14 protein-coding genes and 1 tRNA gene are annotated in these 14,791 nt (G+C 65.1%); 5 read left to right on the top strand and 10 right to left on the bottom strand.

Annotation, left to right across the window (positions count from 1 at the left end; genetic code table 11):
- Positions 1-88 precede the first annotated feature (88 nt).
- Complete coding sequence (recA, locus tag AC13D8_RS07690) at positions 89-1,162, bottom strand: recombinase RecA (protein ID WP_129433594.1); 1,074 nt, start codon at positions 1,160-1,162, stop codon at positions 89-91.
- A gap of 193 nt (positions 1,163-1,355) precedes the next feature.
- Here recA and AC13D8_RS07685 point away from each other — a divergent pair, with 193 nt between their 5' ends.
- Complete coding sequence (locus AC13D8_RS07685) at positions 1,356-1,997, top strand: gamma-glutamyl kinase (protein WP_482968368.1); 642 nt, start codon at positions 1,356-1,358, stop codon at positions 1,995-1,997.
- Here AC13D8_RS07685 and AC13D8_RS07680 read toward each other — a convergent pair.
- From AC13D8_RS07680 to rpmH, 6 genes are all read right to left on the bottom strand, one after another.
- A complete protein-coding gene (locus AC13D8_RS07680) occupies positions 1,958-4,339 on the bottom strand; it encodes an ATP-binding protein (protein WP_482968367.1) in 2,382 nt (793 codons plus the stop codon). The genes AC13D8_RS07685 and AC13D8_RS07680 overlap by 40 nt on opposite strands.
- Before the next feature lie 78 nt (positions 4,340-4,417).
- The gene (locus AC13D8_RS07675) at positions 4,418-5,590 is read right to left on the bottom strand and encodes an RsmB/NOP family class I SAM-dependent RNA methyltransferase (RefSeq protein WP_482968366.1); all 1,173 of its coding nucleotides are present in this window, start codon (positions 5,588-5,590) and stop codon (positions 4,418-4,420) included.
- Positions 5,591-5,629: 39 nt separating this feature from the next.
- Positions 5,630-7,078: an IMP dehydrogenase gene (guaB, locus tag AC13D8_RS07670; RefSeq protein WP_104020421.1), complete on the bottom strand. Its 1,449-nt coding sequence runs from the start codon at positions 7,076-7,078 to the stop codon at positions 5,630-5,632.
- A complete protein-coding gene (yidD, locus tag AC13D8_RS07665) occupies positions 7,050-7,388 on the bottom strand; it encodes a membrane protein insertion efficiency factor YidD (RefSeq protein WP_482968365.1) in 339 nt (112 codons plus the stop codon). Before yidD ends, guaB begins: the two co-directional genes overlap by 29 nt.
- A complete protein-coding gene (gene rnpA / locus AC13D8_RS07660; protein WP_482968538.1) occupies positions 7,385-7,795 on the bottom strand; it encodes a ribonuclease P protein component in 411 nt (136 codons plus the stop codon). Before rnpA ends, yidD begins: the two co-directional genes overlap by 4 nt.
- Before the next feature lie 22 nt (positions 7,796-7,817).
- Positions 7,818-7,952, bottom strand: a complete 135-nt coding sequence (gene rpmH / locus AC13D8_RS07655; RefSeq protein WP_104020418.1) for a 50S ribosomal protein L34 — start codon at positions 7,950-7,952, stop codon at positions 7,818-7,820.
- 268 nt (positions 7,953-8,220) lie between these two features.
- Here rpmH and AC13D8_RS07650 point away from each other — a divergent pair, with 268 nt between their 5' ends.
- The 4 genes from AC13D8_RS07650 (at position 8,221) to AC13D8_RS07635 (ending at position 11,932) form a co-directional block, all read left to right on the top strand.
- Positions 8,221-8,964: a TVP38/TMEM64 family protein gene (locus AC13D8_RS07650; protein WP_482968364.1), complete on the top strand. Its 744-nt coding sequence runs from the start codon at positions 8,221-8,223 to the stop codon at positions 8,962-8,964.
- Positions 8,965-8,966: 2 nt separating this feature from the next.
- Entirely contained in the window at positions 8,967-10,385 is a 1,419-nt protein-coding gene (locus tag AC13D8_RS07645) for a dihydrolipoyl dehydrogenase family protein (protein ID WP_482968363.1), read from the top strand.
- Positions 10,386-10,407: 22 nt separating this feature from the next.
- Positions 10,408-11,799: a sensor histidine kinase gene (locus AC13D8_RS07640; RefSeq protein ID WP_482968362.1), complete on the top strand. Its 1,392-nt coding sequence runs from the start codon at positions 10,408-10,410 to the stop codon at positions 11,797-11,799.
- 56 nt (positions 11,800-11,855) lie between these two features.
- Positions 11,856-11,932: transfer RNA gene (locus AC13D8_RS07635), tRNA-Arg, on the top strand.
- A 345-nt stretch (positions 11,933-12,277) separates the two neighbouring features.
- On the opposite strand, the gene glyA is transcribed toward AC13D8_RS07635, so the two are convergent.
- From glyA to AC13D8_RS07620, 3 genes are all read right to left on the bottom strand, one after another.
- A complete protein-coding gene (glyA, locus tag AC13D8_RS07630) occupies positions 12,278-13,573 on the bottom strand; it encodes a serine hydroxymethyltransferase (protein WP_482968361.1) in 1,296 nt (431 codons plus the stop codon).
- 84 nt (positions 13,574-13,657) lie between these two features.
- Positions 13,658-14,650 (bottom strand): adenosine kinase, encoded by a 993-nt coding sequence (locus tag AC13D8_RS07625; protein WP_482968360.1) that lies wholly within the window; start codon positions 14,648-14,650, stop codon positions 13,658-13,660.
- Between the two features lie 11 nt (positions 14,651-14,661).
- Positions 14,662-14,791, bottom strand: a 130-nt coding sequence (locus tag AC13D8_RS07620) for an adenosylhomocysteinase (RefSeq protein WP_482968355.1), incomplete at its 5' end; no start/stop codon positions are given.

Raw genomic sequence — 14,791 nt, 5'->3', positions numbered from 1 at the left:
CGGCATTGTGAAACAGGGCGTTCGTGCCGATTTAGCCGTCAGCGCCGCCCGTGTCCACAGCCCAAAACCCCTTGCCGCACGCTCGTGCTCAGGCTTCTAGGACGGGCCCGGTGTCGGTCTCTTCGGCCATATCGAAATCGAGCCCGTGCGCCGCGCGGATCTTGTCCTCGATCTCGGTTGCGACCCGCGGGTTCTCCTTCAGAAATGTCTTGGCATTCTCGCGGCCCTGCCCGATGCGCTCGTCACCATAGCTGAACCAGCTCCCCGACTTATCGACGATGCCTGCCTTCACACCCATGTCGAGAAGCTCCCCGGTCTTGGAGATTCCCTCGCCATACATGATATCGAACTCCACCTGCTTGAAGGGCGGCGCAACCTTGTTCTTGACCACCTTTACGCGGGTTGCGTTGCCGACAACTTCGTCTCGATCCTTGATGGCACCGATGCGACGGATGTCGAGACGGACTGAACTGTAGAACTTGAGCGCATTGCCGCCCGTGGTGGTCTCGGGACTGCCGAACATGACGCCGATTTTCATGCGTATCTGGTTGATGAACACAACCGTGCACTTGGTGCGGCTGATCGAGCCGGTGAGCTTGCGCATGGCCTGGCTCATGAGCCGCGCGTGGACGCCCACGCTGCTATCGCCCATCTCACCCTCGAGTTCAGACTTTGGGGTGAGTGCGGCGACCGAATCGACGACGATGAGGCTGACCGCGCCGGAGCGCACCAGCGTATCGACAATTTCGAGCGCCTGTTCGCCGGTATCGGGCTGCGAGATGAGCAACTCGTCGAGATCGACACCGAGCTTGCGCGCATAGATCGGGTCGAGCGCGTGCTCGGCATCGACGAAAGCGCAGACACCGCCCTTTTTCTGTTCCTCGGCCACGCAATGCAGCGTGAGCGTGGTCTTGCCAGAGCTTTCGGGTCCGTAGACTTCCACCACGCGCCCCTTCGGAATACCACCGATCCCGAGTGCGATGTCGAGGCCGATGGAGCCGGTAGAGGTGGCTTCGATGTCGGCGACGGGATTGTCGCCGCCCATCTTCATGATCGAGCCCTTGCCGAATTGCCGTTCGATCTGTGCCAAGGCGCTGTCCAGCGCCTTCTGCTTGTCCGCCATACGCTTGTTGTCCATTGAAAGTAGGTCTGCCGTTGCCATTGCGTAGCTCCGTTATTTCATACCCCGTGGAGGGCAGCAATGCCCGCCTTTGTTCTGGTATTGTTCCCATTCATGGGGCAAAACACACGCCATGACAAGAGACAATCTTGGTGATGACAGCATCCCGGCGAGACGTTAAGAAGTTATTGACGCCGATGCCAAAACTGGCGGCCAGGATCGGGACACACTGGATTTGCTCGTTTTCTCTCGACAGAACCTTGTCCTTCTCTCGGTTCCCAAGACCGGCAGTACCGCCTACGAGGCCGCGCTCGCGCCCCATGCTGCGATGGTGATCAGCGCGCCGCCCGACCTCAAGCACGCGCCTGTGTTTCGATACAACCGCTTCTTCCGGCCGATGATCGAACGCTTCATCGGTGCCGATCCGGACGTGGTCGCCGTGATGCGCGAGCCGATCGACTGGCTGGGAAGCTGGTACCGTTATCGTCGCCGCGATGCCCTTGATGGGCACCCCAACAGCACAATCGGCCAGAGCTTCGACGAGTTCGTGGCCGCCTATTGCCGCGGAGATGCGCCGCCCTTCGCCCGTGTCGGCAGCCAGGCGAAGTTCCTCGAGCCCCAACGCAATGGTACCCGCGTCACCCATCTCTTTCGCTACGAGGACCAGGACGGGTTGCGCGGTTTCCTCGAACGGAGGCTCGGTGTCTCCATCGACCCCCCCTCCTGCAATCGCTCGCCGCAGTCCGCGCTCGAGCTGTCCGCACGTATCGAGGGGCGACTGCGCCGCAAGTACGCGGATGACTTCGCGCTCTATGACGGGATCGGGCCGGACGGACACTACGAGGCTCCCGCGCCGCTACCGCCGCCCACCTCCTGAATATCTGCGCCGTCAAAATCCGGTTTCCGCGCCAAGCGGTGCACCGTCTCCACAAGCTCGTCGAGGGAAAACGGCTTGGGCAGGAAGACCGACCTCGGCAACCGCGCCTGCGCGTCGCCAAAGGTCTCTTCGGCATAGCCGGAGACGAACACCACGGGCACGTCCGGGCGATCGGCCAGCGCCCTTTGCACCCAGCCCGGACCGTCCAGCCCCGGCATCACGACATCGGTGACGAAAACATCCACCGAAAGCGTCCTGTCGCCAAGGATTTCGAGCGCTTCCTCGGCAGAGCCTGCCTCGATCACGCTATAGCCGCGAAGTTGCAATGCACGGCTCGCGAATGCGCGCACCGGCACCTCGTCCTCCACGAGCAGGATCACCCCGGCGCCGCGCGCGGCGTCGGGCAAGGCCGCACCGCCCTCCGTCCGCGCGGCCTCGCAATGCGCGTGAGCCGGGAAATACAGCCGGAACGTCGTGCCCCGCCCCTCAACGCTATCGGCGAAGATGAAGCCCCCGCTTTGCTTGACGATGCCATAGACCGTCGACAGGCCGAGCCCAGTGCCCTTGCCGACACCCTTGGTGGTGAAGAATGGCTCGAACACCTTGTCGAGCTTGTCCGGCCCAATACCGGCACCCTCGTCTATCACCTCGACCGAAACATACTTGCCGGGGGCCACGACCGCGCGGTCGCGGCACAGCGGCTCATCAAGCGCGATGTTCTGCGTCACGATACGGATATCCCCTCCATTGGGCATGGCGTCCCGGGAATTGACCACCAGGTTCATGATGACCTGCTCGAACTGGCGCTTGTCTGCCCGGATCGCGTCGAGGCCCGGATCGTGGCTCAGTGTGAGCGTTATCCGCTCCCCGACGAGCCGATTGAGCAGGTGCGTGAGATCCGAAAGCGTGTCGCGCAGATCGAGAATGCGGGGGTGCATCGTCTGCTTGCGCGAATAGGCGAGCAGTTGGCTGACCAGTGCCGCGGCGCGGTTGGCATTCTGGGTGATCTGGGTCAAGTCGGCATAGTCCTGATCTCCTGGATCGTGGCGGAGCAGGATCAGGTCGCAATGCCCGGTGATCGCGGTGAGAAGATTGTTGAAATCATGCGCGATCCCCCCGGCAAGCTGGCCGATCGCCTGCATTTTCTGGCTCTGGACGAATTGCGCCTGAAGTGATTTGAGCTCCGTGGCGTCAGTCATCACCGCGATGAGCACCGTCTCGTCGCCGTCGCGCGCCCGGTTGAGCGCCACCTGCACAAACCTCTCGCCCTCGGCCTGCCGCACGCGCAGGAACTCGGGGTGAACCGTCCCGCGCTCGGCGGCCGCGTCGGCGATCCAGTCTGCAACCGGCCGACCAAGCCCCTCGAGCATCTCGCCAAGCCGCAGGCCGCCTGTCTCCTCACAGCCCAGCAGCATCCGTGCCGGCCTGTTGGACAGACGGATGCAGCCCTCGGTGTCGAGCTTGAGCAGCGGAACCGGTAAATGGTCGAAGAAGACCCAGCCGTCCACCGCGCCCGGCCCGGTCTCGATCCCCGGCAGGAGATACGCCTCTCGGCGCCCGGCGATACCAAGCCGCTCGAAATACAGACAATCAAGCGGTCCGTCCGGCGTGGCAACCTTGCAAAAGGCCCCCGATCGCACCGTTCCGGTGCCGCAAACCTCGTCGAGCGTGCGGACGCGGCTGCCTATCAAATCGCGCGCCGCCGGGTTCATGTAGAGCACGGTGCCATTGCGCCCGAGCGTCATCATCGGAAGCGGATGTGCCTCGGGGTCCCTGAGCGGGGGATCGGCGGATTTCTCGATGCGCCACATGTAGAGCGCCTCGCCCGCCTTGTGCACCGAGAGACGCATGTGGCCCGCACGCGTCACCATGTCCTCCCGCGCCGCGCCGACCGCGGCGGCGCGCGATTCCATTCGAAACAGGAGTGGGCCGGGATTGGCAAGCTGCTCGCGCAGTAGGGCCGCAAGCGTGCTTCCCTTTACCGTCGCGAAATCATGGCGCGCAGCGCGATTGGCGAACACGATCGCGCCCTCGGGGCCGGACAACAGAAGGGGCTGCGGGTCGTGCTCAATAACGCCAGCGGCTTGGGAGAACAACGCCGCGCTGTCACGCGCGGCGCGATACCGGACCACCCAGAGCCAGAGCGCCGCGCAAAACAGGATTGCGGCTACGAGCGTCAGCATCCACCGTGCCTGCCCGCTGCCCATCAGAATACCTGTCGCTGCAAAGAGCGCCGCTGCCACCCCAAGGATACCCGCACGCGGAGCCAGCCGCTGTCCGGCACGCTGCCAGTTCTCTTCGGATATTGTCAGGAATGCCACCCGCCGCGCCTTTTGCTCCATGACCTCTCCGGCGCGATCCTGCGACGAAACGATTAAGGCAGACTTAACGGCAACGGAAAAATCACGTCAAGATTGCAATCATGAATTAAACTCGCGAAAAAAATGTGTTGAAAAGAAACCGTCCCCGGTCTCGCTGATCGGCCAGCGCCTCGACGTTGCACAGAACCAATCGCCGGATTCACATAAAAAACGGTCGATAACACGCTCGTTTTCCTCGATAAAAATAGAACATGTGCAATAAACGAGCCGTCCGCCAGGTGCGACGAGATCCGCCGCCCGCACGAGGATATCGTGTTGCATGCGACCCAGGTCCGCCAGATCGTCGGGCGTCAGGTTCCATTTGGCCTGCGGCCCGCGCCGCCAGGTGCCGCTACCGGAACACGGCACGTCGCAAAGCACCGCATCAAACGGCGCAAGTCCCTGCAAATCTTGCGTTTCACAGAGCCGAACCTCTGCCCCCGCCCGGGCCGCGCGGGCCGGCAGGTCGGACATGCGTCGCGCCGAGGCATCATGGGCGAACCATTCCCCGTCGAGCCGGGCAGCAAGCGCCAGCGTCTTACCGCCGCCCCCCGCGCAGTAGTCCAGAACGCGCGCCCCGGGCCGCAGGTCAAGCGCCTCCATCGCCGCCTGGCTGCTGGCATCCTGAAGCTCGACCGTGCCTGTCCTATAAAGTGAAGACATGGAGATCTTACGTTCACCTTCAAGAACATGCAGCGCCATCTTCGCCTCATCGAGCGGGCGGGTGACGATTCCCTCCCGTGCCAGCGCCGCTTGCGCCGCAGAGCGCGACATCCGCCGGGCATTGACCCGAAGCGTGACCGGCGCGCGGTGGCGCAGCATTTCGGCTGCCTGCGCCGCCCCGTTGTCGAGAGCGGCCTCAAAGCGCGGCCAGAGCCAATCCGGCAGGTCGCGCGCCTCCGCGTCGTCCGGCGCACGCCCCGCCGCGCGTTCGGCATCGGAAAGCACCGTGGGTGCGTGCCCTTCACCGGTGAAAAGTGTATCGGGATCAATGCCCAGCTCGCGAAGTAACCCGATCAGGAGCGCGCGCGCGCCGTCCCCGCCACCGCGCGCCGCGCAGGACCGCCAGCGCCGCAGCACCGCGAAAACGTGATCGCGCACCGCCGCCCGGTCCTTGGAGCCGGCATAGCGCGCACCGCGCGCCCAATTGGTAAGTGCCCGCTCCGCCGGGGCACCTTCGCGGACCCCGTCGATAACCGTGATCGCCGCCGAAATGCGCGCGCCCGGGGTCATGATGAAACTTTAAGTTCGGATCGCAAGAGTCTGAAAAACCTAACTTGCTCGGTAATTTGGCGCCTCGCGTGTGATCTGCACGTCATGGACATGACTTTCCTTCAAACCCGCTCCCGAGATGCGCACGAACCGACACTTGTGGCGCATCTCGTCCACGGTGGCACAGCCGGTATAGCCCATGGCCGCGCGCAGACCACCGACAAGCTGGTGCAGCACCGTGCCCGCGGGGCCCTTGTAGGGTACCTGCCCCTCGATCCCTTCGGGCACCAGCTTGTCCGAGGCCGCATCCTTCTGGAAGTAGCGGTCGGCCGAGCCACGCGCCATCGCGCCTAGACTGCCCATGCCACGATACGCCTTGAACGAGCGGCCCTGGTAGAGGATCACCTCGCCGGGGCTCTCGTCGGTGCCCGCGAGCATCGAACCCACCATCGCGCATGACGCCCCCGCCGCGATCGCCTTGGCGAAATCGCCAGAGAACTTGATGCCGCCATCGGCGATCACCGGTATATCGCCCGCCGCCGCCGCGCTGTCCATGATCGCGGTGAGCTGCGGCATGCCCACGCCCGCCACCACGCGGGTGGTGCAGATGCTGCCCGGTCCGATCCCTACCTTCACCGCGTCGGCGCCCGCGTCGATCAGCGCGCGGGTGGCCTCGGCGGTGGCGACGTTGCCAGCGACGACCTGCACCTCGTTCGAGATCGACTTGGCCCTCTTGACCGCGACGGCCACGCCCTCGGAATGGCCGTGCGCGGTGTCGATCACCACCATGTCGACGCCCGCCTCCACCAGCGCCTGCGTGCGCTCGAACCCGGCATCGCCCACGGTCGAGGCCGCGGCCACCCGCAGGCGTCCGAGCCGGTCCTTGCAGGCCGTGGGATTGAGCACCGCTTGCTCGGAATCGCGCAGCGTCAGCAGGCCGGTGAGCTTGCCCTCGCGGTCGGTCACGAGAAGCTTCTCGATGCGCCGCGCCTTCATCAGCGAGCGCGCCTCGTCGCGATCGGCGGGTTCGCGCAGGATGGCGAGGTTGTCGGAGGTCATCATCACGCTCACCGGCGTGTTCTCGTCCTCGGCAAAGCGCATGTCGCGATTGGTGACGATGCCGACGACGCGCCCGCCCTCGTCCACCACCGGGAACCCGGTGATCTTGTAGCGCTCCTGGAGCGCCTTGGCATCCGCGAGTGTCTGGTCGGGGCGGAGCGTGATCGGGTTGTAGACGATCCCGGATTCAAACCGCTTCACGCGGCGCACCTCGCGGGCCTGTTCCTCGACGGTCAGGTTGCGGTGGATTACCCCCATGCCGCCCATCTGCGCCATCGAGATGGCCATGCGCCCCTCGGTCACCGTGTCCATGGCCGAACTCAAGAGCGGAATGTTGAGGGCGATATCGCGGGTGACGCGCGTGCGCGTGTCGGCGTCGGAGGGAAGTACCGAGGATGCCGCGGGCACCAGCAGGACGTCGTCAAAGGTGAGTGCCTCGCGAATCTCCATTCCGTCTCTCCGTGAATGTCTCGTTTGGCGGCTCCCTATCGCATGTATCACGGGTAGGGGAAAGGGCGTTCTCGCCGCAGTCGCAGCCCGCGCCCGGCACCGGGTCATAGCCGCTCCCGCCCCAGGGATTGCACCGGGCGATCCGCCGCAGTGCAAGCCACCCGCCACGCAATGCTCCGTGGCTCTCCAGCGCGTCGAGCGCGTATTGGCTGCACGTGGGCTGATAGCGACAAGACCAGCCGAGCCAGGGCGACAGGATCAGCCGGTAGCCCCGAACCGGCAGCGCGAGCATGCGGGCGAGCGGGCTCATTCGCGCCCCCGCAGGCGGTCGAGAGCGAAGGAGAGATCGCGGCGCAACTCATCAAACGGGCGCTGCCCCGTCTCTCCCGCCCGACCGATCAGCACATAATCCCAACCCGGTTGCCCACTGGCGGGCAGGATCTCACGCGCCACTGCGCGCAGCCGCCGCTTGGCACGGTTGCGGGCCACGGCGTTGCCCACCTTCTTGGAACAGGTAAATCCAACACGGACGCCGGGATCGTCATCGTGCCGATCACGCCCCTGCACCATCATCGTCTTGGTACCCTGCCGCTTTGCCCGGGCGGCGGCCAGGAATTCGGCGCGTCTGCGCATCACGTCCAGCGTAACGCGCGGACATGATGAATCCGCCGGAGGCGTATTCCCTGCCTTGTTGTCAGGGGCCTCCGGCGGTGTCATGGTCATGTCGAAGGGCTGGCGCTCAGGCGCTCAGCGACTTGCGGCCGCGGGCGCGGCGGGCATTGAGAATCTTGCGCCCGGCCTTGGTGGCCATGCGCGCGCGAAACCCGTGACGATGCTTGCGCACGAGGTTCGAGGGTTGAAAGGTGCGTTTCATCGCTCCGTCTCCGGTTCTGCGGGGCACCGCGCGACAGGAATCGCACCGAGCCCGGATGTGTTCGAAGCCCGTTCTATAAAGACGCTCCCCGGCCAAGTCAAACCCTCGCCCGGAGATTTTCCCTTGCATTTTCGCGGACACCCCCTGCTCTCGGTGTATTACAGAAACCACGACGCGCATCACCCGGGATCACCCCCTCGTGAAGGTACTGGCGAGCGAGCGCCGGACCGTACATTTAGGAGCGAGAACGAACAAACCCGGTGAACTCATGGACCAGAGCTCCTCATCCACGCCCACGACCCGGAGGCGGCGCCTCGTGCGCCACGTCCCGCTCGCTATTATCCTCGTGGCGGCGGTGGTGGGCTATGTCACCTTGCGCGAGCACATCACCTTCGAAACGCTGCGCGAGCATCGCGAGATGCTCCTGGCCTTTCGCGACACCCATTTCGCGGCGCTGACGGCAGCCTTTATCACCACCTACGTGGTGATCGTCGCCTTCTCGCTGCCCGGCGCGGCGGTGGCCTCGGTCACCGGCGGCTTTCTTTTCGGGCTCGTGTTGGGCACGGCGTTCAACGTCACCGCCGCCTCGCTGGGGGCGATCGCCATCTTCCTCGCCGCCCGCTGGGGGCTGGGCGCGGCCCTCGCGGCACGGATCGAGACGTCGGAGGGCCGCCTCAAGCGGCTCAAGAAGCGCCTGCATGACAACGAGGTCAGCGTGCTGTTCCTGATGCGGCTGGTGCCCGCGGTTCCGTTCTTCGTGGCCAACCTGCTACCGGCGCTAGTGGGCGTGCGGTTTCGCAACTTCGTGCTCACCACGGTGTTGGGGATTATCCCCGGGGCGATCGTATTCACCTGGATCGGCGTGGGGCTTGGCGAGGTGTTCGACCGGGGTGACACACCCGATCTTTCTCTCTTGTGGGAGCCACAGATCATCGGCCCCATTCTCGGGCTTGCGGCGCTCGCCGCGCTGCCGATGCTCATCAAGGCCATCCGTGGAAAAAGGGACATTTGAGAATGCACAAACTGACACCGGATCTGCTGGTCATCGGGGCCGGCTCGGGCGGGCTTTCAATCGCCGCGGGTGCCGTGCAGATGGGGGCGAGCGTCGTCCTTCTCGAAGGCCACAGGATGGGCGGCGATTGCCTCAATTTCGGTTGCGTACCCTCCAAGGCGCTGATCGCAAGCGGCAAGGCCGCCCACGCCCAGGCCAATGCCGTGCAGTTCGGCATCGCCGACGTTGTCCCGCAGGTCGATTACGCCGCCGCCAAGGATCACGTCGCAGACGTCATCGCGCAGATCGCACCGGTCGATAGCCAGGAGCGATTCGAGGGGCTCGGCGTGCGGGTGATCCGCGAGTACGGCGAATTCATCTCGCCCACCGAGGTGCAGGCGGGGGCCCACATCATCTCTGCCCGGCGCACGGTCATCGCTACCGGATCCTCGCCCCTGGTGCCGCCGATTCCGGGGCTCGATCGCGTGCCATACGAGACCAATGAGACCATCTTCGAGCTGCGCGAGCGCCCAGATCACCTGCTGGTCATCGGCGGTGGCCCGATCGGTATGGAACTGGCGCAGGCGCATCGTCGTCTCGGCTGTGCCGTCACCGTGATCGAGGGCGAGAAAGTGCTGGGCCAGGACGATCCCGAGATGGTCGAGGTGGTTCGCGCCCGCTTCGACGCGGAAGGCATCGCGATAGAGGAAGCGGCGTTCGCCGCCGAGATAAGCGGTAAGGCAGGCGCCATCGAAGTCGTGGCCAAGGACGGCCGTGTATTCAAGGGCAGCCACCTTCTGATGGCCGTCGGGCGCAAGGCCAACACCGACCGGCTCAACCTCGAGGCGGCGGGCATCGAGACGACAAGGCGCGGAATCAAGGTGGACGCTTCGCTACGCACCAGCAACAGGCGCGTCCATGCCATCGGCGACGTGGCGGGAGGGCTGCAATTCACCCATGTTGCGGGCTACCAGGCGGGTCTCATCATCCGGCAGGCGCTGCTCGGTCTGCCCGCGAAGAATCGCACCGATCACATCCCGTGGGCCACCTACACCGATCCCGAACTGGCCCATATCGGCCTCACCGAAGCACAGGCGCGCGACATACATGCCGGCAATCTCGAGGTTCTCCGCTTTCCCTACAACCACAACGACCGCGCCATCGCCGAGCGCAAGACCACAGGCCTCATCAAGGTGATGGTCGTGCGGGGTCGGCCGGTCGGCGCGTCGATTGCGGGCGCGCAGGCGGGCGAGCTCATCAGCCTCTGGGCACTGGTCATCGCCAACAAGCTCAAGATGAAACACGTGGCAGGCATGGTCGCGCCCTACCCCACGCTGGGCGAAATCAACAAGCGCGTCGCCGGAGCCTATTTCTCGCCCCGGCTCTTTGATAGCGCTATGGTGAAACAGGTGGTGCGCCTCGTGCAGCGTTGGCTGCCTTGACGCCGCTAATGGGAGGGCACGCGTGCTAAGATCGCTTTCAGGCCGGTTCCTGATCCTCACGGCCATCTTCGTGATGCTGGCCGAGGTGCTGATCTTCGTGCCCTCCGTGGCGCGGTTCCGCGAACAGTTCCTGCTCGACCGCCTGCAACGCGCGCAGATCGCCTCACTGGGACTGCTGACCGGCGGCGAGGTTTCCGCCGATCTCGAGGAAGAGCTCCTGCGCAACGCCGAGGTTTTCAACGTGGTACTGCGCCGCGATGAGGCGCGCCAACTCGTCCTCTCCTCGCCGGTTCCCGCGCCTGTCTCGCAAAGCTTCGACTTGCGGGATCCGTCGGCTGTCACCCTCATCACGGACGCCTTCCGCCGCCTCGCACAAACTGATCCAGAAGTCATCCGCGTGATCGGCGAGCCGGTGCGCATGGGTGGAATCCTCATAGAGATCACGCTCGACACCGCCGATCTGCGCACAGCGATGATAGATTACGGGCTGCGCATCCTGTGGCTGTCGCTGGTCATCTCGGTGATCACGGCGGGACTTCTCTTCGTGGTGGTGCAATGCTTCGTCGTGCGTCCTATCCGCCGCGTGGTCGGGGCCATGCAGACCTATGCCGCCGATCCCGAGGATGCCCGCCTCGTGATCACCCCATCCTCGGGCATCACCGAACTGCGAGAGGCCGAGGAAAGCCTGCATTCTCTGCAACGCCAGCTCACCGCCGCGCTCAAGCAGAAAGAGCACCTCGCCCAGCTAGGCAGTGCCGTGGCCAAGATCAGCCACGACCTGCGCAACATCCTTACCTCCGCACAGCTCTTCACCGACCGGCTGGAGATGAGCGAGGACCCCCGCGTGCGGCGCATGGCCCCCAAGCTGGTCAACTCGCTGACCCGCGCGGTGCACCTGTGCGAAGCCACCCTCGCCTACGGTAAGGCCGAAGAGCCCGCACCCAAACTGGCGCGCCACAACCTCGCCGACCTGGTGACGGACGCCATCGAGGGCGAACGCCTTGCCGCGGGCGATCTTGCCGTGGGATTCGAGAACCGTGTAGCCGCCGACGTGGTGCTGCGCGCCGATGCCGAACAGTTCTACCGCGTGCTCACCAATCTTATGCGAAACGCACGTCAGGCGATCGTCAGAGCCGGCGTGCCGGGCCGCATCATCGTCTCCGCCGAGGCCGACACGCGGGACTGGGTGATCCGGGTCGAGGATACCGGCCCCGGCCTGCCGTCCAAGGCACGCGACCATCTGTTCGAGCCGTTCCGTGGCGGCGCGAGCAGTGGCGGCACCGGGCTCGGCCTCTCGATCGCCGCCGAACTGGTGCGTGGCCACGGCGGCACGCTGACCCTCGAACGCAGCGACGAGAACGGCACCTGTTTTCGCATCACCCTGCCCAAGGGAAATTTCGCGACCGCGGCATAAAACCGCCAACTCCCCCTTGCATCGGCACATCGCAAAGTCTAAACGCTGACCTCGACGGACCGATAGCTCAGCTGGATAGAGTACTTGACTACGAATCAAGGGGTCGGGGGTTCGAATCCTCCTCGGTCCGCCACAAAACCCAAGAATAACAAGGGTTTGAAAGTAGGTCGCGCAAGCGACCTTTTTCATTTCCGCGCCGGGGTAACGTCTGGGGCAACAGATTGCGACGCCCCGATACGCTTGTATCAGAACAAGCCGCGAGTCGCTCGGACCATGCGATTGAGCTACTCACCCATCGGTTGGGCAGTATCTGGCGTGGTTTAAGCTACTCTTTGCACCTGCTGATCGGTTTGGGTTTCATTTTTTCTCTGCCAATAGATCACAGCAGGTGGTCTGCCGCCCAGTGCCGATTACGGGAGCTGTTGGACGCAGAGCCGGACATCGCGATGCTGCGTTGCCTGCAACGCCTCGCCTGCGATCAGAGGTTTGGGTAAAGCGGGAATGATTCGCAGAGCGCTTCGACCTCTGCCGCGACCATGGACTCAACGGCGGCGTTGCCGTCCTCGCCGTTGGCGGCCAGGCCGTCGGTGACCTGCACGATCCAGTCGCCGATCTGGCGGAACTCGGGTTCGGCGAAGCCACGGGTGGTCCCCGCCGGGGTGCCCAGGCGGATGCCGCTGGTCACGGTCGGTTTCTCGGGGTCGAAGGGGATGCCGTTCTTGTTGCAGGTGATCTGGGCGCGTTCCAGCGCCGCCTCGGTGGCGTTGCCCTTCACGCCCTTGGGGCGCAGGTCGACCAGCATGACGTGGCTCTCGGTGCCGCCGGTGACGATGTCCAGACCGCCCTTCATAAGCTGATCGGCCAGCGCCTGGGCGTTCTTGACCACTTGGTTCTGGTAGGTCTTGAACTCCGGGCGCAGTGCCTCGCCAAAGGCCACGGCCTTGCCCGCGATCACATGCATCAACGGCCCGCCCTGGATGCCGGGGAAGATGGCCGAGTTGACCTTTTTCGCAATCGCCTCGTCATTGGTGAGGATCATGCCGCCACGCGGACCACGCAGGGTCTTGTGCGTCGTGGTGGTGACCACATGGGCATGCGGGAAGGGATCGGGGTAGACCCCCGCCGCGATCAGCCCGGCGAAATGCGCCACATCCGCCAGCAGCCAGGCGCCCACGCTGTCGGCGATCTCGCGGATGCGGGCGAAGTCGATCTGCTGCGGGATGGCAGAGCCGCCTGCGATGATCATTTTCGGCTGCTGTTCGGTGGCGAGCTGCTGGATCTGGTCGTAGTCGATCTGACTGTCTCGCTGGCGCACACCGTATTGCACGGCGTTGAACCACTTGCCCGACTGGTTGGGCCTGGCACCATGGGTCAGGTGGCCGCCAGCATCAAGGCTCATGCCGAGGATCGTATCGCCGGGGTTCAGCAGCGCCTGGAAGACACCCTGGTTGGCCTGGCTGCCCGAGTTGGGCTGCACATTGGCGAACTGGCAGCCGAAGAGTTTGCAGGCACGTTCGATGGCAAGGGTCTCGGCGATGTCGACGTATTGGCAACCGCCGTAATAGCGCCGCCCGGGATAGCCTTCGGCGTACTTGTTGGTCATTACGCTGCCCTGCGCTTCAAGCACCGCTGCCGAGACAATGTTCTCCGAGGCGATCAACTCGATCTCGTGGCGCTGACGGCCCAGTTCCTTGCCGATCGCGTCCCAGACCTCCGGGTCCCGCGACGAAAGCGGTTCGGTGAAGAAGGTTTCGACAGGGGATTGCACGGTCATGACGGTATCCTCTCGCTGTGTCGGTTGTGCGGGCGGCGACGGGGCCGGAGCGGCGGTGACGCTCCGGCCAGTCTCGGGTCCGGTTCAGGCAGCCGGAAGGGCGATGGCGCGGGCCGCAGCGCCGTCGCGCGCGCCGTAATGGCCCAGCACGCTGGCCGCCAGCCGCGCGCCCATTTTCCCGGCGCGGTCCACCGGGTGCCCTTGGGCCAGCCCGGCCAGGAAGCCGCTGGCATAGGCATCGCCCGCGCCGGTGCTGTCGACCACCTGCGCGACGGGTGCCGCGGGCACGTGGTGCCGGCCATCCGCATCGGCCACCCAGGAGCCCTTTTCGTGCTCGGTGACCGCGGCGACGGCGACCTTGGACATGGCCCAGTCCAGCGCCGCCTCGGCGCCGTCGCGTCCTGCCAGGGCGCCGATCTCGGCATGATTGCCGATCAGGACGTCGACATAGCGCGAGACCGTGTTGCGCATCACCTCGATGTTTCGCTCCACGCAGCCTGCATCCGATGGCGTCAGCGCCACGGTGGCCCCGGCAGCCTTGGCCACCTGGGCCAGCGTTTCGATCACCGCCGCGCCATGCGGCGCGTCCCAGATATAGCCTTCGATGAAGAGGATGTCGAAATCCTCCGGCAGCGCCGCGCGCGCTTCGAAGGGCATCAGCGTGGTCGCCGCACCCAGGTAGGTGCTCATCGTGCGTTCGCCGTCGGGGGTGACAAGGACCACGCAGCGCCCGGTCCCGTGATCGTCGTTCTGGACGACCGCGACCGGCGCGGCCAGCTCGAGTCCCACCATTTCCTGGCGGAAGGTCTCTCCAAGATCGTCATCGGCAACCTTGCCGATGTAGGTCCCCCGCACCGGCGTTTCGGCCAGATGCGCGATGGTATTGGCGACCGAACCGCCGGACTGGCGCACGCCCGGTCCGACCTCGTCGAACAGGGCATGGGCGGCCTCGGCTTCGACCAGGTGCATCCCGCCCGGCGTCAGCCCGTGGCGGGTGACCACCTCGGGTGGCACGGCGGCGACGACATCGACCAGGGCATTGCCCAGGCCCACGATATGCGGTGTGCGTTTTATCATCTTGGCCTCCCTCAATACCGGTAATGCTCGGGCTTGAACGGCCCTTGCGGCGTCACGCCGATATACTCCGCCTGGTCGGGGCGCAGTTCGGTCAGCTTGACGCCGATGCGGTCCAGGTGCAGGCGCGCCACCTTTTCATCG

The organism is Roseovarius sp. B-10 (assembly GCF_056859295.1).
This window is presented reverse-complemented; position numbering and strand designations above follow the sequence as displayed.

Coding starts and splice junctions, on each gene's coding strand:
- yidD (WP_482968365.1), bottom strand. CDS start 7,388: ATGAGCCCGCTCGCCCGCATGCTCGCGCTGCCGGTTCGGGGCTACCGG.
- AC13D8_RS07645 (WP_482968363.1), top strand. CDS start 8,967: ATGCACAAACTGACACCGGATCTGCTGGTCATCGGGGCCGGCTCGGGC.
- recA (WP_129433594.1), bottom strand. CDS start 1,162: ATGGCAACGGCAGACCTACTTTCAATGGACAACAAGCGTATGGCGGAC.
- AC13D8_RS07650 (WP_482968364.1), top strand. CDS start 8,221: ATGGACCAGAGCTCCTCATCCACGCCCACGACCCGGAGGCGGCGCCTC.
- AC13D8_RS07625 (WP_482968360.1), bottom strand. CDS start 14,650: ATGATAAAACGCACACCGCATATCGTGGGCCTGGGCAATGCCCTGGTC.
- glyA (WP_482968361.1), bottom strand. CDS start 13,573: ATGACCGTGCAATCCCCTGTCGAAACCTTCTTCACCGAACCGCTTTCG.
- AC13D8_RS07675 (WP_482968366.1), bottom strand. CDS start 5,590: ATGACCCCGGGCGCGCGCATTTCGGCGGCGATCACGGTTATCGACGGG.
- rpmH (WP_104020418.1), bottom strand. CDS start 7,952: ATGAAACGCACCTTTCAACCCTCGAACCTCGTGCGCAAGCATCGTCAC.
- guaB (WP_104020421.1), bottom strand. CDS start 7,078: ATGGAGATTCGCGAGGCACTCACCTTTGACGACGTCCTGCTGGTGCCC.
- AC13D8_RS07680 (WP_482968367.1), bottom strand. CDS start 4,339: ATGGAGCAAAAGGCGCGGCGGGTGGCATTCCTGACAATATCCGAAGAG.
- rnpA (WP_482968538.1), bottom strand. CDS start 7,795: ATGACACCGCCGGAGGCCCCTGACAACAAGGCAGGGAATACGCCTCCG.